This is a genomic window from Blautia sp. AF19-10LB, assembly GCF_003461245.1.
GTDB lineage: Bacteria > Bacillota > Clostridia > Lachnospirales > Lachnospiraceae > Blautia_A > Blautia_A intestinihominis.
In genome coordinates this window covers 83324-106659 of the sequence record NZ_QTWS01000008.1, presented here as the reverse complement: position 1 = coordinate 106659, position 23336 = coordinate 83324, and the positions used below count along the sequence as shown (strand labels likewise).

The following is a 23336-nucleotide window of genomic DNA, read 5'->3' as shown; positions in this document are numbered from 1 at the left end:
AAAAGGCGGTATCCCGCCAGATTTCAGATGCTCTGGTAACTCAGTTGCCGAGTAGTTCACACGGGCAGTATGGAAGCAGAACGAGGAAAGCCTCGCTGACTGTGTGGAAAGATGTAGTAAATCGTTTATATGGTGGAAAATTGTCTCTTGATGGAGAACTCTTTGATTCTGAATGCATGAATATTGCTGGGACAATAGTGCTGTCGTTCGGAAGTTCCGGTACGCTTACAGCGATAGCAGAGGGAATTCTAGCAGCAGAAGGTATGTATATGGGAAATATTGATGCACAGTTTGGCACGGAAATGAAAAAATCAACAAAAACATTTCAGATGAAGTATGGGCTTGATCCAGACGGAGAGGTTGGAAAAGAGACCTGGACGGCTTTGTTTGGCATTATGGGTAATAAAACGGACTGAACTGAAATTTTCTCATTTTTGTGAGCTTGAATGAAAAAGTAAATTCTACATTCTAACATACCTTGATTTTATGCGGGATTAAATTCTATTTTCGGAGATACACAACTTAATTTTTTTAGTATATAATGCTTTTATACGGCATAAACAGCATAGTTTTTTGCATGATAAAAGGACATCTGGAAATAGTGTGCAGGACTAAATTCCACATGTCTGTTGGAAAGACTAAATTCTATGCAATGAAACTTGCCTGTGCCTGTATTGTTATTATTATTTTATTAATGCTGGTATCAATGTGACTTCATCGGCTGGTATCTCTGCCAGTCCTAATGCTTTATGAAGTCTGTTATCCAGCAGGAGACGGGATACTTCATATGGACTGTGTCCATTGAGGCTGTCCCGTTTTTCGCTGTTGATATGATTTAATAACAGCAGCGTTGTCTTGTCTGTCATTTTTTCAAAGCTTGTTCCTTTTGGAAGGACATACCTTATATATTCATGATTCTTTTCAAGAGCACCTTTTTGATCAGAACGGTTGGGATCACAATAATAAATACGTGTGCGTACTTCTCCATTTTTGCTATATTCCAGACTTTGCCGGTCCTGAAATTCATGTCCGTTGTCCGTAAGTATCACTTCGAAAAGTTTCTGGAACAGTTCAATTCCAAGTAATTCTGTTAAATGATCAAAAATCCTGGTTACTTCTTTCTGGGTCTGTTCTTCTAAAAGAAACATAAGCATAAGGCTACAGTTTCGAAAGAACATAGTCAGAAAGCAGGGACTGGTACCTTTTGCTCCTTCAACGGTATCCATCTCGATTACATAAACAGATTTGTTCGCTGCGATATATTCCAGAAATTCTTTATAGCTCCTATCTTTTCGGAAACTTCTGTCTTTAAGGCTGGCAGTAGTTTTTCTTTTCCGCTGCTTGTATACCACTTTACGGCGCAGATCTATGTTTCTGGCTTGAAAAACGCCACGGTCTATGTAAGAATATATGGTTCTTCTGGAACAGGCGATCTCATCAGCATGAGATGCGTAGATGTGGGCAATAGATTGTCCTTTTTTGAGAAACGGTGACAACAGGATGTCCAGTTTCTGTATACTTTCCGGTGTCTGATTGATTCCTTCTCTGCTTGTGGTCCTAAGGGCTTCATAGGTGTCCTGGGCGTATTTTGAAGAATAAATCTTTTTGTCCATCATGCAATTCGTTTTCTTGCTGCATCCATTGCACACATAAGGCGGTTTATTTAATTTCTCACATTCTCTTGGTTTATAAAATTTACAGACATCGCTGCATCTGAATTTTCTGCAGAGGACACATTTGTGCCGGCATTCATTATCACCGCACATATGCATGACATTACATATATTTGTCCGGGGCTTTGAACGATCATAATTATTTGCACAGGGAATAGGGGCAAATGCATCTGTACTTCTTTCCCTGATAATAGAATGACGTCTGACTTCTTTGGATATGGTACTTGGATCCTTGTTTAATTCTATTGCAATACTTCTAAATGAATCACCGTTATTTAAATGCTGTTCGATTATAATACGTGCAGATAAGTCAAGATGTTTTTGGTTACCTTTTGGTCTTCCTGTATTCATTTTATCCTCCTTCTGCACAGGCAGGGGATCATCTGCAGTAGTATTTTATAAAAAGAAGAAGGAAAAATCCATGCAGAAGTAAATTCTACAGGTATAGAATTTACTCTTGCAAGGTAGAATTTAAAAATACATTTAACCCTCATTTTTGTGAAAAGTGCCAGTTATGAAAAAAAACTTGCAAATAAGAACTAATGTTCGTATAATTGCATTAAGAGCTATCAGACGAAGGAGGTGCTTTTTTTATGAAGTGTGTGTTTGACAGTAAGCGTATAGAAATGGGGAATCGCATACGTACATTGCGGAAGAGAAGAGTGGGAAGTCAGTCAGAATTTGCGGAGAAACTGGATGTATCTGTTATCACAATATCCCGGATAGAGAATGGCATGACAAAGATTGATGCAGAACTTCTGATCAAGATGTCAGAGGTTCTGCAGGTACCGGTGAATATCATCCTTGGAATTGGGCAGCAGGAATATTTTGTATAAATACAGTTTGGGTCAATAGATATTGATTGGGAGCACAAAAGATGGAAATTCTGGTAAGCGTAGGAATGATTATATTTGCCATTGCTTTTTTTTATGTATATTTTTTGGCATCAGCAATATTGTTTTGTGATGCCCCGGTTTCATTGATAGGTGCACTTTTTTCATTCTTTTGTTTGTGTCCGATTGGAAGACACAAAATACATATTGGCAGAGAAATGAAGTATCGATGGGCAGATTGTATAAGTGAAGTAAATCCTCTTTATGTGGCTGGATTTTTCAGAAAAAACGCATCAGATAAGAATATATTATCGAATCTTAAAGGGAAATTTTACTGTGAAACTGCGTTATGTGGGATTTGGGCAATAGCGTTTATATGCAAAATATATATGAATGCAAATATCTGGAAAATATGTGACTATATATTTGGAGGCTGTTTTGTGGTTGTTGAAGTGGTCTGGTGTTATTATGCTCTGTATTATAAATGGTATTACAATGAGGCTTTTCGTTACACAGAGGGACCGGATCATATATGGAAACCTTTCAGCAATATAGCGGAATATTCCAGAAATCCTCAATTTGCAAGTTCGTATTATTATTATCGTGTGCCGTTTGAAGAGATTAAGAACAAAATAGAGCAAGAATGTACTTCGCAGCAATATATTTTTGCAGGAGCATATAGCAAAAAGGAAGTGCACTCTATAATTTACTGGAAGAAAACGGAGAAGTCTGTTGAGATTTTACAGTTGGGGCAGATGCAGAAATATTCCGAAGAAAACATGCAGATATTAAATGAATTTTTTGCACATTTCTGGAAACAGGAACTGAGTGCGGAAAAACAAAAAGTAAAAGTTATTGCAATCTTGTGCATAGAAAATGCAAACCGGGAACTGAGGAGGCATTTATTAAGCCTATGCTACGTTGATCAAAAAGATGGAGAACAGGGAAGATACAGACTTCCAGTAGTTATCCTGCATCAGGAAGAACCGCAGGTTCAGATTTTACCGTTATATTCAAAGTGGCGTGGTAAGAAAGAATATGATGAAATGAAAGAAGAAGTCAGTTCTATCCTGGGATTGAGTACTACAAGGGAAGAAGAATGAGCATAAATCGGAGGCGACTTTTTGCTGCCTCTGATTTTTCTATATTTGCCCAAAGAAAACACTTGTTCGAAAAATGGAAGTGTAGTATACTTAATAAAGAATGGATAAGGAGAATGTATGAAACAGTTAGAAAAGGCCAGGAAATACGAAGAACTGTATAAGGAATTGTTTGACAGGAACAGTAAGGTAACCACGATTTGTCTGCTGTTGTGTGGTGCTTTTTGGGTGTTAAAACTCTACGTGTTGAGTGAACAGTGTCTTATATTGTTTTTCTTTTCTGGCGGACTGTATGGGGTGAGGCGAATTCATCGAGAGCATGTTCAACTGGGCGAATATTATTTGCCAGATCAGCTAAGAACATCATCTATCTGTAACAAAGTACTGTATAAAGGTAATGTAATTCCTGTTAGCAGGGCAAATGTAATTGATGTCTGGATATTGGTATGCTGTTTGGGGGCGGCGACGCTTTTGTTATGGATTGAATGCATCTTCAGTAAAGATATTGAAGGCACTCCGGCACTTATAATGTTTTATGGCATTGTGCCTGTTATATGTCTGGAATATATTTCTGGGTTTCGTACAGTGCATAGAAGGCTCAAACGTCTGACATGGAAAAATTTTCGATATCATATAGGTTGGTGTAACATCGGTGAAAAACTGCCGAAACAATATAAACTGGGAAATTGTGAGATAACAAAGGAAAACAGGATTTTTTTCAGGACATACTATACTGTAAAGACAACCAAAACTAATAACATCTATAAGAAAGTCATGTATTGTAGAAAAGAAGAAATAAATATAGGGTCTACATACGTTCTGTACGAAATCTGTGGTGTCCGATATATACAATAGCAAATCCATAAATCGAGGGAAAAATATAGTCGAACTGGAATTCTCGGGCATTGAGTATCTGAAATTGTTTCCGTATGATGAAGAATATACCTGTGAAATCCTTGGAGTAACTCTGATATTGGAGGACGGCAAAATATTCTGGTGTGACTGTGATGGCATATCAAAAGAAGAATTTCCAGATTACAGGGGAATTTCAATTTGCGCGTCGGAACTTAGGTGGCGCTGGGGAGATGGAAATAATATAGAAACAGAGCGGGAATAAGGGGCTAAATGGCTGGACGAAACGCGAATGGCTATGCTATAATGACCCACGATATAGAGAATTTTCGTGAAGCACATATATATAGAAGGGAGCACATCCAAGAATGATAGATCAGAGCAAAATCCGTAATTTTTGTATCATTGCACATATAGACCATGGCAAGTCTACGCTTGCTGACCGAATTATCGAGATGACTGGTACGCTGACTGAGCGTGAGATGCAGTCTCAGGTCCTTGACAATATGGAACTGGAGAGGGAGCGTGGTATCACGATCAAATCCCAGGCAGTCCGTATCGTGTACAAGGCGAGTGACGGGGAGGAATATATCTTCAACCTGATCGATACCCCAGGACATGTCGATTTTAACTATGAGGTTTCCCGAAGCCTTGCAGCCTGTGACGGCGCAATTCTTGTCGTGGATGCGGCACAGGGAATCGAGGCACAGACACTGGCGAACGTATATCTTGCACTGGATCATGATCTGGATGTCCTTCCGGTCATCAACAAGATCGATCTTCCGAGCGCAGAGCCGGATCGAGTTGTCAATGAGATCGAGGACGTGATCGGAATCGAGGCACACGATGCACCGAGGATCTCAGCCAAGACAGGACTGAATGTAGAGGAAGTTCTGGAGCAGATCGTTACGAAGATCCCTGCACCGAACGGTGATGTGGATGCACCGCTCAAAGCGTTGATCTTTGACTCCATTTATGATGCATACAAGGGCGTTATCGTATTCTGCCGTGTGCTGGATGGCCGTGTAAAGAAAGGAACACAGATCCGCATGATGGCGACAGGATTTACGACAGAAGTTGTAGAGGTAGGTTATTTTGGCGCAGGTCAGTTCATTCCATGTGACGAGCTGACAGCAGGCATGGTTGGATACATTACAGCAAGTATCAAGAACCTCGGAGATACCAGAGTCGGTGATACAGTAACGGATAATGAGAGACCGTGTGCAGAAGCACTTCCAGGATATAAGAAAGTACAGCCGATGGTTTACTGCGGACTTTATCCGGCAGATGGTGCCAAGTACGGCGATCTGAGAGATGCACTTGAGAAGCTGCAGTTAAACGATGCTTCCCTGTTCTTCGAACCAGAGACATCTGTGGCACTGGGCTTTGGTTTCCGCTGTGGTTTCCTTGGTCTTCTTCATCTGGAGATCATTCAGGAGCGTCTGGAGAGAGAGTACAATCTGGATCTGGTAACGACAGCACCGGGTGTTATCTACAAGGTTTACAAGACAAACGGCGATATGATCGAACTGACCAACCCATCCAATCTCCCGGATCCGTCAGAGATCGAATACATGGAAGAGCCGATGGTAAATGCCGAGATCATGGTAACAACCGAGTTTATCGGCGCAATCATGGATCTCTGTCAGGAACGCCGTGGCCAGTACATCGGAATGGAATATATGGAAGAGACGAGAGCACTTCTGAAATACAAACTGCCTCTGAATGAGATCATCTATGATTTCTTCGATGCACTCAAATCCCGTTCCAGAGGATATGCTTCCCTCGATTACGAGCTCTGCGGTTACGAGCGCAGTGATCTGGTCAAACTGGATATCCTTGTTAATAAGGAAGAAGTCGATGCCCTTTCCTTCATCGTACATGCAGATACTGCCTACGAGCGAGGACGTAAGATGTGCGAGAAACTCAAAGAAGAAATTCCGAGACAGTTATTCGAGATCCCGATCCAGGCTGCGATCGGAAGCAAGGTTATCGCCAGAGAGACTGTCCGTGCCATGCGTAAGGACGTACTTGCCAAATGTTACGGTGGTGATATTTCCCGTAAGAAGAAACTTCTGGAGAAACAGAAGGAAGGTAAGAAGCGTATGCGCCAGGTAGGAAACGTAGAAATCCCGCAGAAAGCGTTTATGAGTGTTCTGAAGCTGGACGATAAATAATCGTTCGGGAATCGGAGGATAATAATGAAAAAAACAAGATCACGTTTATTGCTGACAGGTGCAGTCCTTCTGATGTGTACACTTCTGGCGGGCTGCGGATGCGGCAAGAAGAAAGCAGCAGATCCGGAAACAGAAGAAGTTATCAAGATCAGCATCACACCGGAGCCAACGCCTACGACTGCACCGGAGCAGGTAAATTCTGCAGCAGTTGTTTCAAGTGGTGGCGTAACGATGGTAAACAGCTATCTTGATGAGAATGCCGGATCTACATCTGCCAATACAGCAAGTGGAGCTGCGGTTGTGTCAGACAGTACTACGTCAGATAATGCTTCGACAGCAGATAATTCCAGTTTGTCAGACAACAGCACATCTGCGGATGCAAATATGTCTTCTGATACAGAGGGCGATTCTTCCGACAGCGGAGACAGCCAAGATTATTCAGAAGATGACAGCAGCCAGGATGATTCAGAATATGACGACAGTGAGGAAGATTACAGTGAGGAATACTAAGATTCCGCTGGAGTTATATGTGCACATTCCGTTCTGCGTCCGCAAATGCCAGTACTGTGATTTCCTTTCCGGACCGTCAGACCAGAAGACACGGGACGACTATGTAGATGCGTTGTGCAGGGAGATAAGAAGCATCTCACAGAAAGAAGTATATGAGGTCGTTTCTATATTCATCGGCGGCGGAACTCCATCTGTGCTCAGTGGAGAGCAGCTTTGCCGGATCATGGATGAGATAAAACAGGCATTTATTCTGAGTGAAGATGCAGAGATCACAATGGAGGCAAATCCGGGAACAGTCAGTCCGGAGCAGTTGAAACTTTGCCACGAAGCCGGTATCAATCGAATAAGTTTTGGACTTCAGTCCACGGTGCAGCAGGAACTTGACATGCTCGGAAGGATCCACACCTACGAAGAATTTCTCCAGAGTTATCACTGGGCGAGGAAAGCTGGATTTTCCAACATCAATGTAGACCTGATGTTTGCAATACCGGGGCAGACCTGCGAGAACTGGAAGCACAATCTGGAAACCATCGCAGAACTTTCACCGGAGCACATTTCGGCTTACAGTCTGATCATCGAGGAGGGAACGCCTTTCGCACAGAAGAAACTGATCCTTCCAACAGAAGATGAAGAATACCAGATGTACGAGGACACCGCGGAAATCCTGAGAAAATATGGATTCCATCAATATGAGATATCCAATTACGCCCGTGACGGCTTCGAGTGCAGACATAACAAGGGTTACTGGCAGCGCACAGAATATCTGGGAGCCGGTCTGGGAGCGGCATCATTATTTCAGGGAAAGCGTTTCAGCAATACCAGAGATATGCAGACGTATCTGGCAGACAGCACAGAACCGGAGAAGATCCGGGAGGATGTTACGGCGCTTTCCAGAAACAACGAAATAGAAGAATTCATGTTCCTGGGGCTGCGTATGACAGAAGGAATCTCTGAAAGACAGTTTGAGAGAAATTTTGGATGCAGGATAGAGGATATTTATGGCTCTGTTCTGGCAAAATATAAAGAGATGGATCTGCTGGAACATACAGGTGAGTTCTGGCGATTTACAAGGAAAGGAATCCATGTGAGCAATCCAGTCCTGGCAGATTTTCTGCTGGATGAGTGAAACGGGAGGAGAGCTGGAACTCCCGGAGCAAACAGTAATACAGAATCAATAGTAGAGTTACTGAGAACAGTAATACTACAGAGAAACAGTGCAAATTAGATATAATGAGAAAGCAGAGGAGCATAAGAAACTATGGCGGGACATACAACTGAGAAGAAATTTATCCGGATTCGGGGTGCGAATGTAAATAACCTCAAGAATCTGAGCGTAGATATTCCAAGAGATGAATTTGTAGTACTGACAGGAGTCAGTGGTTCCGGCAAGTCTTCTCTGGCTTTTGATACCATTTATGCGGAAGGACAGAGACGCTATATGGAGTCTCTGTCTTCTTATGCGAGACAGTTTCTGGGACAGATGGAGAAACCAGACGTGGAGTCGATCGAGGGACTGCCGCCTGCAATCTCCATTGATCAGAAATCCACAAACAGAAACCCGCGATCTACCGTAGGAACAGTAACTGAGATCTACGATTATTTCCGTCTTCTGTATGCAAGGATCGGAATCCCACATTGTCCGAAGTGCGGCAAGGAGATCAAGAAACAGACCGTAGACCAGATGGTAGACCACATCATGTCACTGCCGGAGAGGACCAAGATCCAGCTTCTTGCACCGGTAGTCCGAGGACGCAAGGGAACCCATGCGAAACTTCTGGATCAGGCAAAGCGAAGCGGCTATGTCCGCGTTCTGATCGACGGAAACATGTATGAACTTTCCGAAGAGATCAAACTGGACAAGAACATCAAGCATAATATCGAGATCGTAGTAGACCGTCTGGTAGTCAAACCAGGTATTGAGAAACGACTGTCAGATTCCATCGAGACTGTCCTTGATCTTGCAGACGGACTTCTGATGGTGGACACGATGGATGGAAATATCATAAATTTCAGCCAGAGTTTTTCCTGCCCGGACTGCCAGATCAGTATTGACGAGATCGAGCCGAGAAGTTTTTCTTTCAATAATCCGTTTGGAGCCTGCCCGGACTGTTTCGGTCTGGGATACAAGATGGAGTTCGATGTCGACCTGATGATACCGGACAAATCCTTAAGTATTTCAGAGGGAGCCATTACTGTGATGGGATGGCAGTCCTGCACAGACAAGGGAAGTTTTACAAGAGCGATCCTGGATGCACTGGCAAATGAATACCATTTCAGTCTGGATACTCCATTTCAGGATTATCCGGAAGAAATCAAGAACATTCTGATCCACGGAACTAATGGACACTCTGTCAAGGTTTACTACAAGGGACAGCGCGGAGAGGGAATTTATGACATTGCGTTCCCGGGTCTTATCAAGAACGTGGAGCAGCGATACAAAGAAACAGGTTCTGACGCAATGAAGCAGGAATATGAATCTTTTATGCGCATCACCCCATGTAAGACCTGTAAGGGACAGAGACTGAAGAAAGAATCACTTGCTGTCACAGTCGGAGATAAGAATATTTATGAGATAACAGCGCTCTCCATAGAGAAGCTGTGTGATTTCCTGAAAGACCTGAAGCTTTCCAGCCAGCAGGAGCTGATCGGAAAGCAGATCCTCAAAGAAATCCGTGCGAGAGTTGGGTTCCTTGCAGAAGTAGGTCTGGATTATCTTTCTTTAAGCCGTGCGACTGCGACACTTTCCGGCGGGGAAGCGCAGAGAATCCGTCTTGCGACACAGATCGGCTCTGGCCTGGTCGGAGTTGCCTATATCCTGGATGAGCCGAGTATTGGACTTCATCAGAGAGATAATGACAAACTGCTGAGGGCACTGATGCGCCTCCGTGATCTGGGGAACAGCCTGATCGTGGTGGAACATGACGAGGATACCATGCGTGCTGCGGACTGTGTTGTGGATATCGGACCGGGGGCAGGCGAACACGGTGGAAAACTTGTCGAGATCGGAACAGCAGAGACACTGATGCAGAATCCGGATTCTGTCACAGGCGCATATTTAAGTGGCAGGATCAAGATTCCGGTGCCGACGGAGCGCAAACAGCCGACAGGGTGGCTTAAGATCCGCGGAGCAGCGGAGAATAATCTCAAGCAGGTCAATGTGGATATCCCACTGGGCGTTATGACGAGTGTTACGGGAGTCAGCGGTTCCGGCAAGAGCTCCCTGATCAACGAAGTACTGTACAAGACTCTGGCAAGAGACCTGAACCGTGCGCGGACTATCCCGGGCAAACATAAGGAAATCCAGGGACTTGACCAGCTTGATAAGGTCATCAATATCGATCAGTCGCCGATCGGACGTACACCGAGATCCAATCCGGCAACGTATACAGGCGTTTTTGACCAGATCCGAGATCTTTTTGCCGCGACTGCAGATGCGAAGGCAAGAGGTTACAAGAAAGGACGTTTCAGTTTTAACGTCAAGGGCGGACGCTGTGAGGCGTGCAGCGGTGACGGAATCATCAAGATCGAGATGCATTTCCTGGCAGATGTCTATGTTCCATGTGAAGTGTGCAAGGGTAAACGTTATAACAGAGAAACGCTGGAAGTGAAATACAAAGACAAGAGTATCTACGATGTCCTGAATATGACAGTCGAGGAAGCACTGGGATTTTTTGAAAATGTTCCATCTATCCGTCGTAAGATCCAGACACTGTACGATGTAGGACTTTCCTATATCCGTCTTGGTCAGCCGTCCACTGAACTTTCCGGCGGCGAGGCGCAGAGGATCAAGCTTGCGACAGAACTCAGCAAACGAAGCACCGGAAGGACGATCTACATTCTGGATGAGCCGACGACAGGACTTCATTTCGCGGATGTACACAAGCTGGTTGAGATCCTGAAGCGTCTGACAGACGGTGGAAATACCGTTGTAGTCATCGAGCATAACCTGGACGTCATCAAGACAGCAGATTATATTATAGATATGGGACCGGAAGGCGGTGACCGTGGAGGTACGGTGATCGCAACAGGAACACCGGAACAGATCGCAGAGTGCCCGGAATCCTACACGGGCCAGTATGTGAAGAAATACCTGCAGCAATAGAGAAAATTGGGAAGGAGGCTATTATGCCTGCAAATGATATTGGAATCGATATGGGAACCAGCAGTTGTCTGGTTTATTCCACCGGCAAAGGTCTGATCCTCAAGGAGCCGACGGTGGTAGTATATGACAAGGATACAGAAAAGATCAAAGCAATTGGTGAGGAAGCAAAACAGATGGCGGGACATGCCTCTTCCAATATAGAGGTGATCCGTCCGATCCGCCAGGGCGTGATCACGGATTTCATTGTAATGGAAAAAATGCTCAAATATTTTATCCCGAAAGCAATGGGACGAAGAGCTTTTCGCAAACCCCGCATCAGCATCTGTGTGCCAAGCGGGATCACGGAGATCGAGCGCCGGGCAGTGGAGGAAGCAACCTTCCAGGCTGGCGCACGGGAAGTTTTTCTGGTCGAAGAACCGATCGCAGCAGCAATCGGCGCCGGTGTGGATGTTACGAAACCGTTTGGAAATCTGATCGTGGATATCGGAGGCGGAACGACAGATGTGGCAGTGATTTCCCTGGGCGGTGTTGTCGTCTCTTCTACGATCAAGGTAGCAGGAGATACGTTTGATCAGGCGATCATGAGCTACATACGCCGGACACATGGACTTTTTATTGGAGAGGACACTGCCGAGACGATCAAGATCAAGATCGGTACCGCGATTGAGGAAGCAAATCCGAGAGTGATGGAAGTCAAGGGACGAAATATCCTGACGGGTCTTCCAAAGACCATCAAGCTGACTTCGGAAGAAATCCGTGTGGCACTTAAAGATGCCACAAATCAGATCGTAGAGACCGTTCATGGCGTTTTGGAAAAGACACCGCCGGAACTTGCAGCAGATATCGTGGACCGTGGAATTGTTCTTGCAGGAGGCGGCGCAATGCTGAGTGGAATGGACACTCTGATCGAACAGAGAACAGGGGTAAATACACTGACGGTACAGAATGCAGTGAATGTAGTAGCTGTTGGAACTGGAAAATATGCAGAGATCATGGCGAGAATGGAAGAATGACCGCAGAGATCCGTGAACACAGAAACCAGGAATATCTGAAGTTTACTTTGGATGTCCTGGTTTTGCTGTACGGAATTCTGAGAAGCAGAAGAGAGGAACTATGAGTGAAAGCGTGACAGGGTATATCGATCATGTGATTTTTCGAAACGAAGAAAACGGATATACCGTAATGATATTAAAGGGCGTAGAAGATGAGGAAGAACTGACCTGTGTCGGATCATTTCCGGTGATTACGATGGGGGCTTCCGTGGAACTTACCGGAAATTATATCCAGCATCCGGTCTATGGAAAACAGTTTCAGGCAGCAACTCTTACCGAAAAAATGCCGGAAGATGCCATGGCAATGGAACGTTATCTGGGATCAGGCGCGATCAAAGGCATCGGTGCGGCACTGGCGGCAAGGATTGTGAGACGTTTTGGGCGTGAGACACTTCGGATCGTGGAGGAAGAGCCGGAACGGCTGGCAGAGGTCAAGGGGATCAGTGAAAAAAAGGCGAGAGAAATTGCAGCGCAGGTTTCTGAGAAGGCTGACATGCGAAAAGCAATGATGTTTTTGCAGAAATATGGGATTTCTCTGAATCTCGGAGCCAAAATCTATCAGAAATATGGAGAAACAGTCTACAGTGTACTTCAGGAAAATCCTTACCGGCTTGCAGATGATATCAGTGGTATTGGTTTCAAGATTGCGGACGAGATCGCTTACAGGATTGGAATCCATACAGATTCAGATTACAGAATCCGAAGCGGGATGATGTATACTCTTTTGCAGGCATCAGGAGACGGACATGTATATCTTCCAAAGGAAGAACTGTTCCAGAGGGCTTCGGAACTTCTGGGGGTGGATCCTTCCTATATGGAAAAACATCTGATGGATCTTTCTGTAGACCGCAAGCTGGTGCAGAAAGAAGAGAACGGAGTGGTCCTGGTTTATCCGACCATGTACTATTATCTGGAACTTAACACAGCAAGAATGCTTAAGGAACTGGATATTCTCTATCCGGAAGATCCAGAGATGATCAACAGGAGAATCGCACAGATTGAAAAGGAAACAGACACTGTTCTGGATGAAATGCAGAAAAAAGCTGTCACAGAGGCGGCATGTCATGGCCTGTTTATTCTGACAGGAGGTCCCGGAACAGGAAAAACAACCACGATCAATGCGATCATCCAGTATTTTGAGGGAGAGGGAGCAGAGATCCGGCTTGCTGCACCGACAGGAAGAGCGGCCAAACGAATGACAGAGGCGACCGGCTACGAGGCACAGACAATTCACAGACTCCTGGAATTATCCGGAATGCCTGAGGATGACAATAAGAGTGGTCAGGCAGTTCATTTTGAGAGAAATGCGGAGAATCCTCTGGAAGCAGATGTCATTATCATTGATGAGATGTCGATGGTGGATATTCAGCTGATACATTCACTTCTCCAGGCAATCATTGCAGGGACGAGACTGATTCTGGTAGGTGATGAGAATCAGCTTCCAAGCGTGGGACCGGGAAATGTACTTCGCGACATTATCAGAAGCATGGCATTTCCGGTGGTAGAGCTTAAGAAGATTTTCCGGCAGGCATCAGAGAGTGATATTGTCGTAAATGCACACAAGATCAACAAGGGAGAACAGGTGGTTCTTGACAATAAGAGCCGTGATTTCTTTTTTCTTAAGAGATATGATGCAGACATTATCATTCGCGTGGTAATTGCACTGATTCAGGAAAAACTTCCGAAATATGTAGAGGCGAAGCCTTTTGATATTCAGGTCCTGACTCCTATGAGGAAAGGACTTCTTGGCGTGGAACGGCTGAATCAGATTCTCCAGAGATACCTGAATCCGCCGGATGCATCAAAGAAAGAAAGAGAAAATGCACACGGACTTTTCCGCGAGGGCGATAAAGTCATGCAGATCCGGAATAACTACCAGATGGAATGGGAAATCCGGGGCCTGTATGGTATTCCAATTGAGAAAGGTATTGGTGCATTTAATGGAGATACCGGAATCCTCAGGACGATCAATGACTTTGCCGAGACAGCCGAGGTGGAATTTGAGGATGGCAGATGGGCAGAATATTCTTTCAAACAGCTGGATGAACTGGAACTTGCCTATGCGATCACGATACATAAATCGCAGGGGTCTGAATATCCTGCAGTTGTAATTCCGCTTCTGTCCGGACCAAGGATGCTTCTGAACAGAAATCTTCTTTATACAGCTGTCACCAGGGCGCGTAAGTGCGTAACCGTTGTCGGCAGTGAGGAGACATTCCGGGAAATGATCCGGAATGAGAAACAACAGCAGAGATACAGCTCACTGGATCGGAGAATCTGTGAGACAGAAGAGTAAGAGTGCTTCATCGGGGAGAAAGGACTTACTTGGAGAAATTTTTGAATATCCTGTATCCGAGACGCTGCCCGGTCTGTCATCAGATCCTTACTGAAAAGGGAATACTTGTCTGCCGGGCATGTGAGAACCAGCTGCATCCGATCATAAAGGATTATTGTCTCAAATGCGGAAGACCGGTGGCGCCGGAGGTGGAATTCTGTCCGGAGTGTCGGAAAGTGCACAGAGAGTTCGACAGAGGGAGAGGCGTTTTTCTCTATAATAACAGAATGCGGCAGTCGCTGCTTCACTACAAATATTATGGGAGCCGGGAATATGGTGAATACTATGCTGCTTCTATATGCAGATATATGGAAAGAGACATCCGGGCATGGAACCCGGATGTGATCATTCCCGTTCCTATGTATCCGCGGAAGCAGCGGGAGAGAGGATTTAACCAGGCGGCAGACATTGCAGACAGGGTCGGAAGAAATCTGAAGATTCCGGTACCGGATCAGATCATACGAAAGACAAAGAATACCCGGTCGCAGAAAAAACTGAGTGCTGCTGAAAGAAAGCAGAATCTGAGAGAGGCCTTTCAGATTACTGAGAGAATGGACGGACTCAGTATACTTGTCATGGATGACGTGTACACAACAGGAAGTACGATAGAAGCAATGGCTCATGTCCTTAAGGGAGCAGGTGCAGACAGAGTGTTTTTTGTGACTCTCTGCATGGGCTGGATATGATAACAGCAGGGCATTGGCGGTGAAAAAAGGCTTTTCATGGTCATGGATATATGTTACAATTAATCTATATGAGTATTTCTGTCCGGTGGAAAGAAATACGGTTTTGTAAGGAGCAGACTATGATCAACGAAGAAAAAGTTAAGATAATGACAAAGCTCGCCATGTATGAGCAGGGCAGGGGCAGGAAACATCTTCCGGTCAGCAGATATTACAGAAGTGACTATATCGGGCTGGCACTGATCAAGAATTTTTTCCTGGTTACGATCGGATATGTGCTGATTGTTGCGGCAGTAGCGGTATATTTTGGAGAATATCTTCTGGAGAATATTCACAGAATGAATCTGGTCACACTTGGAATCTATCTGATTATCGGTTATGTGATTGTTCTTGCAGCGTATTCTATTCTGACGTATATTCAGTATTCCGTGAAATATTATCAGGCAAAGAAGAGTGTACGGGAATATTACAGCCAGCTTACAGAGCTGAATAAGATCTATGCGCGGGAAGAAAAGAAAATGTCCGCCAGAGGAACAGCGGGAGGTTATCGGAAATGACAGCATTACTGGAATTTAAACAGAAAATCAAAGGCTTATTTGCACAGTATGAAGTGTATGTGATGCCTCTTTTGAAATTTATCCTGGCACTGGTTTATTTTATATGGATTAACAGCAACATGGGATATGTGAAAGCTCTTGATAATATATTTGTAGTATTGATTCTGGCACTTGTCTGCAGTGTCCTTCCGACAGGAATGATTGTTTTTGCAGGATGTGCGATGATGGTGGCACACTGTTATGCACTCGGAATAGAAGTTGCCGGTTTCCTGCTGGTGCTTCTTCTTTTCATGCTGATTCTGTTTCTGAGATTCAGCGCAGGCAAGAACATTGTAATGGTGTTTACGCCACTGGCATTTGCATTTGATCTTCCGGCATTGCTGCCAATCGGATGCGGCCTTCTGAGTTCACCGGTATCTGCACTTCCGGCAGGCGGTGGCGTGATCATTTACTATTTTGTTCGCTATGTGAGAGTACAGTCCCAGGCACTTATGAGTGCTGATATGCAGATAGTAGACAAACTGACACTTCTTTCAGATGGCATTATGAAGAATGGTGAGATGTGGCTGACACTGCTTACATTTGTTGTTGTGATTCTTGCAGTCCAGCTGATCCGTACGAGACAGTTTGATTATGCATGGAGAATTGCAATCATTGCAGGCGGCGTGCTCTATCTTGTACTTATGCTTGCAGGTAGCATGTATTTTGGATTTTCTGTTCCTGTTGCATCACAGGTTATTTTTACCGTAGTTGCAGTTCTGCTTGGAATTGTTCTTGAATTCTTTGTGTTCGGAGGCGATTATACAAGAACAGAGCGTCTGGAATATGAGGATGATGATTATTACTATTATGTCAAGGCTGTGCCGAAGGCGCTGGTTGCAACTTCTGAGAGAAGCATCAAGAAGATCAACGGCGAGCCTGCACGCGATGACAGGAAACAGAATGAGCGTGTAGTGAATTTTTCTGCACCATTGTTCCAGGGAGCGGTTCCTCCGGAAAAAGAAAAAGCAGAACCGGATGTGACAGAAAATACGGCTGCTATCGAGAAAGCAGATCTCGATGACATCGATTTCGAAAAGAAACTGGAAGAATCACTGAAGGATCTGTGATCAGAACCGTAATTTATAACAGACAGAATATAACAACAAATAAAAAGACTAGGAGGAAAGCGTGTTTATGCAGAATATCACGGGTATAATGGGAAGGTATCTTTCGGATATCAATTTACCATCCATGAATATCATTGATATCATAGAAATTATTCTGATCTCATTTTTTGTGTATCAGTTTATGGTATGGATCAAATTTACCCGTGCTTATACCCTGCTCAAAGGACTTCTGGTCATTGGCGCTTTTCTTGTGATCGCTTATATCTTCAAGATGAATACGATCCTCTGGATCGTGTCCAGGCTGGCGGGGGCGCTGATTACGGCAATCGTGGTTATTTTCCAGCCGGAACTCCGCAAGGTTGTGGAGCAGCTTGGACAGAAGAAGATCATGGCTTCTATTATTCCGTTTGATTCCGGCAGGGAAGTCAAGGAGCGTTTTGCAGACAAAACAGTTAACGAACTGATCAAAGCCTGCTTCGACATGGGTGAAGTCAAGACAGGAGCACTGATTGTAATTGAGCAGGAGATCCGCCTGGATGAGTATATCCGGACAGGTATTAATGTAGATGCGATCCTGACGAGCCAGCTTCTGATCAATATCTTTGAACACAATACACCACTTCATGATGGGGCGGTGATCGTAAGAAAGAACCGGATCGTGGCGGCTACCTGTTATCTTCCGCTTTCAGATAATATGGAACTGAGCAAGCAGCTTGGAACGAGACACCGTGCAGGTGTGGGAATCAGTGAGGTGACAGATTCTGTGACGATCATTGTTTCTGAGGAAACCGGTCAGGTTTCCGTGGCAGAGGGAGGAAGGCTGATGCGGAATGTCAGCAGCACTGAACTCCGTGAAGTGCTTGAGAGGGCACAGAACAAGAAAATTGTAGATAACAATAAACTGAGACAATTTTTTAAGGGGAGAGTGAAGCATGAAGAAAAAAGTGGCAAATAATATCTCTCTGAAAATCCTGTCTCTTATTATTGCAGTAGTCGTATGGCTCCTGGTTGTAAACATTGACAATCCGATCGGGACGAAGTCTTTCGTGGTTTCAGATGTACAGCTTCTAAATGAGGCATATATTGATGCAGACGGTAAGATGTGTATACAGGACAGTGAACAGACACCGATCCGTGTGACGATCAAGGCACAGCGCAAGATCCTTGATAAGCTCACAGTCGCGGATCTTCGCGCAACAGCAGATCTGCAGCAGGCAGTAAGCCTGGATACAGATCCTGTGATGGTGCCGATTACGGTTTCCTGTGAGAAGGTTTTACCGAATAATATTGAGGTAACTCCGAATAATTTGAGTCTCCATCTGGAAGATAAGGATACACAGGAATTTGTGGTAAATGTTACTACCAATAATACGAAACCAGACAAGAGATATGAGGTAGGTTCTCTGACCTCCAATCCGGAGAAAATCAAGATTACAGGACCGAAGTCTCTTATTAATAAAATAGATAAAGTGAATGCTTCTATTGATGTGGACGGGGCAACAGAGGATGTGACCCAGGAAACAGAAGTGAAGATCATTGACAAGAATGGAGAGGAATTCTCCGACACAGATGCAGGTTATCTTAATATTTCCAAAGTTTATGTGACTGCAAGGTTGTGGAAAGTTCAAACTGATGTTAAAATAAGTGCGGAATACACAGGTACTCCGGCAAGTGGATATCAGGTGGAGAGTGTCAGTACGACTCCGAATGTGATCAGTATCGCAGGAAGTGAGGAGGCACTGGACAGCCTGAAGGATCAGAATAATACAATCTGGGTATCAGGAAATGCGGTTGATATTTCAGGTCGGGACAGTGATTTTGAGGCAAAGATCAATATTTCAGATTATTTGCCGGAAGGACTGAAGCTGACCAGTGATTCCAGTGAGGATGTTTTTGTCAGAGTGAATATTCTGCCGGAAGGCAGCAATGTCTGTGAGGTTCCAACCAAGAACATTACTGTTGAGAACCAGCCGGATGGAATGCAGGTGGCATTTGATACCGCCAATATAGAAGTCCGGATAAAGAAATCCGATGAAAGCCTGGATGATCTGACAGAAGATGAAATCAAAGCTTCTATTGATCTGGATGGCAAGGAAGAGGGCAGTTATGAAGTTCCGGTAAATGTCAGTGTTCCGAAGGGATATGAACTGGTAGATGAAGTTACCACAGGCGTGGAAGTTTCCAGAATTTCCACAGCAGATACAGGTAATTAATTACAGGAGATACAGAAGATGATCAGTCAGAAGATAACAGTCAGCAATCCGTCAGGGCTGCATCTGCGCCCGGCAGGGAATTTGTGTAATGAAGCAATTAAGTATGAATCCAGAATTGAATTTCTCTTTAGCGGAGGAAGCGCAAATGCCAAAAGCGTTTTGAGCGTTCTGGGTGCCTGCGTGAAATGTGGAGATGAGATTGAACTTATCTGTGATGGCATTGATGAGCAGGCGGCAATGGAAGCTTTGACCAGTGCAATCAGCAATGGTCTTGGTGAATAAAGGTGTTATGAGAATAAGGAGGAGAAGTTGTGAAGAAACGAGTTGTGGCAGTTTTACTGAGTTTGTCTATGTGCATGGCTACTGCAGCAGAAGCGACAGTTGCCAGTGCAGCGGATTTTTCTGCGGAAATTACAGCTGCAGAGGATAATGATGAATCTGTTGCAGATGAAGCAGCGGACAGTCAGGATGTAGAGGATTCTACAGTAACAATAGAGGACGGTGAAGTATCTGATGAAGAACAGAATGATGCAGAGACAACACCGGAAGCAGATGTGGCAGATGCAGCTGATTCAGAGGATGAAGTAGTTGTAGATTTCAGCCCAGAAGAAGATTTTACTTCTGATGCAGTATCAGCAGACCAGGTTGTTGATGACAGCACAGCTGATGCAGTTTCTTATACAGGAGAGAATGTAGTAAGCAGCACAGAGGCAGTTCTTTCTTATCACAGATGGGAGCCAATCACTGTTGGTGGACAGCTTAGATGGAAACTTGAAAAAATCAGTGGAACCAAGACAGCATCCGCAGAGGAAGCAGGAGATGCTGTACAGACAGACGATGCAGCAGATGCTGATGTTTCAACAGATGAGGCTGTTGAGGCAGATGTGGCAGGAGAAGCAGAAGAAACATCTGAAACAGATGGAGAAACAGCGGAGGTATCCGGAACAGTCGAGGAAACAGCAGATGCAGCAGAAGAAGTATCTGAAATTACCGAAGATACGGATACAGATGCAGTGAGTACAACAAAATCTTACTACACAGCAACGGATGGTCTGGTAAAGATCACCACACTGGATGGAGATGGAAATACAGTTTTCACCGCAAAATACGCTTTTGATGAGAAAGGCTATCTGATCACAGGAACAAGCCTTGTAGGCACCAACGGAGATGACCGCTATTATTTTGCAACAGCAGATGAAGTAGAGATCACAAAACCGGATGTAAACAGTGCTTACAGTGAAGTTGTAGCTCCATACAACTCCGCACTTGGTCAGATGCAGACAAATAAATGGGTATGGGATGGAAAGAAATTCACATACTTTAACAAGACAGGTGTCCTGGAATCCAAAAAAGAGGGAATCTACAAGATCGACAGTGACTATTATTATCTCAAGAGCACCGGTGTGCCGTTCATAGGAGAAAAAAGCACTACATACAATGGCAAATCAGGACTTTACTGGTTCAAGAGTGCATCCGGTTCAAAGGATATTCCGGGTAAGATGGCAAGAAATACCTGGATTGGAATCAACAACAACAGATGGCGTTACTTCGGAAGTGACGGACGTTATGTAAAGAAAGGTGTCGGAGCATACAAGGTTCTGAATAACAGCTCCAGGCTGTATCTCCTTGATGCAAACGGATATCTTATCAAAGGAAAACAGGTCAAAGGCGCTGATGGATATTATTACATGTCCAACAGCTCAGGTATTGCATATGCAAACCGTCTTGTTAAGGTTGGAAACTATAGATACTACTTTACTTCCAACGGCCGTCGTGCAACATGGAGAAATCGCTGGGTACAGCTTGCAGGAACAGGTTCTACCAAGTACGGCAGATATTACTACTTCGGAAGCGTTGCAGGACGTGTAGAAGAAAAGAAGGGAATGCAGAAGGTAGTTGTTAACAACAAATTTATCGGATGGTTCCTGTTTACAAATGGTGGTAACAACTATCAGAAAGCATGGAGTGGTTCCAGATACTTCCTCGAAGACGGACGTATGGCAAGTGGTGTTACCAAGGTAAATGGCAAATACTACTTCTTCCAGAGATCCAGCACAACACAGTATCGTGGTCAGATGTATAAAGGAACCTGGATCAAGTATAATAATAAGTATTATTATGCAGCATCCAATGGTATTCTTCCGGTTTCTGGATGGAGAAGAATCAGATGTGACGGTAAGATGTATTACTTCTGCTTCTCCAATTGTGCAGCACTGACAAACAGAAGTGCTACCCGCGCAGGAACCAAGGGATGGCTGGACAGCAGAGGAAGATTTACAACAGGATGGGTAACCATCGATTCCAGCAGAAACCTGGCACGTTATATCAACCCGGCAACAGGTAAATGGTATACAAATACCACAGCATGGATTGACGGTGTAAACTATCGTTTCAATAAATACGGAAACCGTGTTTATGACAGAACCAGCGAGTTCAAGCGCAGCAGATATTATCTGGAATGTGACCGTACAAACGGTGTTATGACTGTATACACAGACAGCAGCAAGAAGTATCCGATCAAGACGATCCGTGTTTCCGTAGGTAATCCTACATCACTGACTATAGCAGGAACCTTCACACTGACAAGATCTCTTCGCTGGCAGCCGCTGATGGGACCATCCTGGGGACAGTATGGTACTCATGTAGTAAATGGAATCTTTGTTCATTCCGTAGCAAGTGGTCTGATGAATGGAAATAACCTTCCGGCAAGCGAATATCTGAAACTTGGAAGCCCTGCATCTCATGGATGTATCCGTGCCTGCGTTGCAGACGCGAAATGGGTATATGAGAACTGCAATGGTTCCAAGCTCCGCGTATTCGATGGTAAATACAGTGCCGATGAATGCTACAAGGGACCTCTGGGAAGAAGACCTCTTACACCACTGAGAGGGAGCAAGACTTTCGACCCGACAGACCCGAATTACGCAAACAGATAATCAGAACAAAATAAACGCTCTCCCCTGGGGGGAGGGCGTTTTTCAGGAGGAAAAGAAAATATGAGAACATACCTGGTAACAGGCGGTGCCGGATTCATCGGTTCCAACTACATTCATTACATGTTTCAGAAATACGACAACGAGATCCGTATCATCAATGTAGACAAGCTGACGTATGCAGGAAACCTTGAGAACCTCAAGGACATTGAGAATAGAGAGAACTACACTTTCGTTAAGGCTGATATCTGCGACAGCGAAGCTATCATGAAGATCTTTGATGAGAATGATATTGACCGTGTCGTTCATTTTGCAGCAGAGAGCCATGTAGACAGAAGCATCCGTAACCCGGAAGTCTTTGTCAAGACAAACGTACTTGGTACTCTGGTCATGCTGAATGCAGCCAAATCTGCATGGGAACTTCCGGATGGAACCTTTAAACCGGACAAGAAATTCCTTCATGTATCCACAGACGAAGTATACGGCTCCCTCGAGGAAGATGGCGGCTTTTTCTATGAGACAACTCCATATGATCCGCACAGCCCGTACTCTGCAAGCAAGGCATCCTCTGATATGCTGGTAAAATCCTACATGGATACCTACAAATTCCCGGCAAACATCACAAACTGCAGTAACAACTACGGACCATACCAGTTCCCGGAGAAACTGATCCCGCTGATCATCAACAATGCGCTCCAGGGCAAGAAGCTTCCGGTATATGGTGACGGCAAGAATGTCCGCGACTGGCTCTATGTTATGGATCATGCCAAGGGAATCGACATGGTACAGGAGAAGGGACGTCTGTTCGAGACATATAACATCGGCGGACACAATGAGAAACAGAATATCCAGATCATCCATATCATTCTTGATACTCTTCAGGAAATGCTTCCGGAGGGAGATCCGCGTAAAGAACTCGTAAGCGAAAACCTGATCACTTACGTAGAGGACCGCAAGGGTCATGACCGTCGTTATGCGATCGCACCGGACAAGATCAAAGAAGAAGTTGGCTGGTATCCGGAGACATGTTTTGAGGATGGAATTCGCCTGACGATCCAGTGGTTCTTTGAGCATGAGGACTGGATGAAGAATGTTACCAGTGGTGACTATCAGAAATATTACAACGAAATGTACAAAACCAAATAAAACGCTCCGATCATTCAGACGGAGGCTGGAAATGCTGCAGGCATCGGAGGAGTCTCTGAGG

The 23336-nt window shown here is 44.6% G+C and carries 19 protein-coding genes; 18 read left to right on the top strand and 1 reads right to left on the bottom strand.

Going from position 1 to position 23336, the window contains the following annotated elements; all coding sequences use genetic code 11:
* A partial coding sequence (locus DWX28_RS06895; RefSeq protein WP_207661138.1) for a peptidoglycan-binding domain-containing protein occupies window positions 1-416 on the top strand: 416 nt, incomplete at its 5' end.
* Window positions 417-683: 267 nt separating this feature from the next.
* Here DWX28_RS06895 and DWX28_RS06890 read toward each other — a convergent pair.
* Window positions 684-2024 carry an IS30 family transposase gene (locus DWX28_RS06890; protein ID WP_118252247.1) on the bottom strand — a complete coding sequence of 447 codons (1341 nt, stop codon included), beginning with the start codon at window positions 2022-2024 and terminating at the stop codon, window positions 684-686.
* Window positions 2025-2266: 242 nt separating this feature from the next.
* Between DWX28_RS06890 and DWX28_RS06885 the strand changes: the two genes are divergently transcribed.
* From DWX28_RS06885 to rfbB, 17 genes are all read left to right on the top strand, one after another.
* Entirely contained in the window at window positions 2267-2509 is a 243-nt protein-coding gene (locus DWX28_RS06885; protein ID WP_022214323.1) for a helix-turn-helix domain-containing protein, read from the top strand.
* Between the two features lie 41 nt (window positions 2510-2550).
* Window positions 2551-3609, top strand: coding sequence for a hypothetical protein (locus tag DWX28_RS06880; protein WP_022214322.1), 1059 nt, complete (start codon window positions 2551-2553; stop codon window positions 3607-3609).
* Between the two features lie 117 nt (window positions 3610-3726).
* Window positions 3727-4461, top strand: a complete 735-nt coding sequence (locus tag DWX28_RS06875) for a hypothetical protein (protein WP_118252246.1) — start codon at window positions 3727-3729, stop codon at window positions 4459-4461.
* Window positions 4462-4826: 365 nt separating this feature from the next.
* On the top strand, window positions 4827-6635 hold the full coding sequence (gene lepA, locus DWX28_RS06870; protein WP_022214320.1) for a translation elongation factor 4: 1809 nt from the start codon (window positions 4827-4829) through the stop codon (window positions 6633-6635).
* A 24-nt stretch (window positions 6636-6659) separates the two neighbouring features.
* Window positions 6660-7145, top strand: a complete 486-nt coding sequence (locus tag DWX28_RS06865; RefSeq protein ID WP_022214319.1) for a hypothetical protein — start codon at window positions 6660-6662, stop codon at window positions 7143-7145.
* The gene (gene hemW, locus DWX28_RS06860) at window positions 7108-8271 is read left to right on the top strand and encodes a radical SAM family heme chaperone HemW (RefSeq protein WP_118252245.1); all 1164 of its coding nucleotides are present in this window, start codon (window positions 7108-7110) and stop codon (window positions 8269-8271) included. The genes DWX28_RS06865 and hemW overlap by 38 nt, the downstream gene beginning before the upstream one ends.
* 132 nt (window positions 8272-8403) lie before the next feature.
* Window positions 8404-11247, top strand: coding sequence for an excinuclease ABC subunit UvrA (gene uvrA, locus DWX28_RS06855; protein WP_118252244.1), 2844 nt, complete (start codon window positions 8404-8406; stop codon window positions 11245-11247).
* Window positions 11248-11270: 23 nt separating this feature from the next.
* The gene (locus tag DWX28_RS06850) at window positions 11271-12260 is read left to right on the top strand and encodes a rod shape-determining protein (RefSeq protein WP_118252243.1); all 990 of its coding nucleotides are present in this window, start codon (window positions 11271-11273) and stop codon (window positions 12258-12260) included.
* 100 nt (window positions 12261-12360) lie between these two features.
* Window positions 12361-14595 (top strand): SF1B family DNA helicase RecD2, encoded by a 2235-nt coding sequence (gene recD2 / locus DWX28_RS06845; RefSeq protein ID WP_118252242.1) that lies wholly within the window; start codon window positions 12361-12363, stop codon window positions 14593-14595.
* A 29-nt stretch (window positions 14596-14624) separates the two neighbouring features.
* On the top strand, window positions 14625-15320 hold the full coding sequence (locus DWX28_RS06840; protein WP_173905551.1) for a ComF family protein: 696 nt from the start codon (window positions 14625-14627) through the stop codon (window positions 15318-15320).
* Between the two features lie 119 nt (window positions 15321-15439).
* Entirely contained in the window at window positions 15440-15874 is a 435-nt protein-coding gene (locus tag DWX28_RS06835; protein ID WP_022214312.1) for a hypothetical protein, read from the top strand.
* Window positions 15871-16983 (top strand): hypothetical protein, encoded by a 1113-nt coding sequence (locus DWX28_RS06830; RefSeq protein WP_118252241.1) that lies wholly within the window; start codon window positions 15871-15873, stop codon window positions 16981-16983. Before DWX28_RS06835 ends, DWX28_RS06830 begins: the two co-directional genes overlap by 4 nt.
* Window positions 16984-17050: 67 nt before the next feature.
* On the top strand, window positions 17051-17938 hold the full coding sequence (cdaA, locus tag DWX28_RS06825; RefSeq protein WP_118252240.1) for a diadenylate cyclase CdaA: 888 nt from the start codon (window positions 17051-17053) through the stop codon (window positions 17936-17938).
* Window positions 17916-19196: a CdaR family protein gene (locus DWX28_RS06820; protein WP_022214309.1), complete on the top strand. Its 1281-nt coding sequence runs from the start codon at window positions 17916-17918 to the stop codon at window positions 19194-19196. The genes cdaA and DWX28_RS06820 overlap by 23 nt, the downstream gene beginning before the upstream one ends.
* Window positions 19197-19214: 18 nt before the next feature.
* Window positions 19215-19478 carry an HPr family phosphocarrier protein gene (locus tag DWX28_RS06815; RefSeq protein ID WP_022214308.1) on the top strand — a complete coding sequence of 88 codons (264 nt, stop codon included), beginning with the start codon at window positions 19215-19217 and terminating at the stop codon, window positions 19476-19478.
* A gap of 29 nt (window positions 19479-19507) precedes the next feature.
* Window positions 19508-22132: a L,D-transpeptidase family protein gene (locus DWX28_RS06810; RefSeq protein ID WP_118252239.1), complete on the top strand. Its 2625-nt coding sequence runs from the start codon at window positions 19508-19510 to the stop codon at window positions 22130-22132.
* 60 nt (window positions 22133-22192) lie between these two features.
* A complete protein-coding gene (gene rfbB / locus DWX28_RS06805) occupies window positions 22193-23275 on the top strand; it encodes a dTDP-glucose 4,6-dehydratase (RefSeq protein WP_022214306.1) in 1083 nt (360 codons plus the stop codon).
* Window positions 23276-23336: the final 61 nt, after the last annotated feature.

Coding starts and splice junctions, on each gene's coding strand:
- DWX28_RS06830 (WP_118252241.1), top strand. CDS start 15,871: ATGACAGCATTACTGGAATTTAAACAGAAAATCAAAGGCTTATTTGCA.
- recD2 (WP_118252242.1), top strand. CDS start 12,361: ATGAGTGAAAGCGTGACAGGGTATATCGATCATGTGATTTTTCGAAAC.
- DWX28_RS06850 (WP_118252243.1), top strand. CDS start 11,271: ATGCCTGCAAATGATATTGGAATCGATATGGGAACCAGCAGTTGTCTG.
- uvrA (WP_118252244.1), top strand. CDS start 8,404: ATGGCGGGACATACAACTGAGAAGAAATTTATCCGGATTCGGGGTGCG.
- DWX28_RS06885 (WP_022214323.1), top strand. CDS start 2,267: ATGAAGTGTGTGTTTGACAGTAAGCGTATAGAAATGGGGAATCGCATA.
- DWX28_RS06865 (WP_022214319.1), top strand. CDS start 6,660: ATGAAAAAAACAAGATCACGTTTATTGCTGACAGGTGCAGTCCTTCTG.
- lepA (WP_022214320.1), top strand. CDS start 4,827: ATGATAGATCAGAGCAAAATCCGTAATTTTTGTATCATTGCACATATA.
- DWX28_RS06820 (WP_022214309.1), top strand. CDS start 17,916: ATGAAGAAAAAAGTGGCAAATAATATCTCTCTGAAAATCCTGTCTCTT.
- hemW (WP_118252245.1), top strand. CDS start 7,108: ATGACGACAGTGAGGAAGATTACAGTGAGGAATACTAAGATTCCGCTG.
- DWX28_RS06835 (WP_022214312.1), top strand. CDS start 15,440: ATGATCAACGAAGAAAAAGTTAAGATAATGACAAAGCTCGCCATGTAT.
- DWX28_RS06880 (WP_022214322.1), top strand. CDS start 2,551: ATGGAAATTCTGGTAAGCGTAGGAATGATTATATTTGCCATTGCTTTT.
- cdaA (WP_118252240.1), top strand. CDS start 17,051: ATGCAGAATATCACGGGTATAATGGGAAGGTATCTTTCGGATATCAAT.
- rfbB (WP_022214306.1), top strand. CDS start 22,193: ATGAGAACATACCTGGTAACAGGCGGTGCCGGATTCATCGGTTCCAAC.
- DWX28_RS06875 (WP_118252246.1), top strand. CDS start 3,727: ATGAAACAGTTAGAAAAGGCCAGGAAATACGAAGAACTGTATAAGGAA.
- DWX28_RS06815 (WP_022214308.1), top strand. CDS start 19,215: ATGATCAGTCAGAAGATAACAGTCAGCAATCCGTCAGGGCTGCATCTG.
- DWX28_RS06890 (WP_118252247.1), bottom strand. CDS start 2,024: ATGAATACAGGAAGACCAAAAGGTAACCAAAAACATCTTGACTTATCT.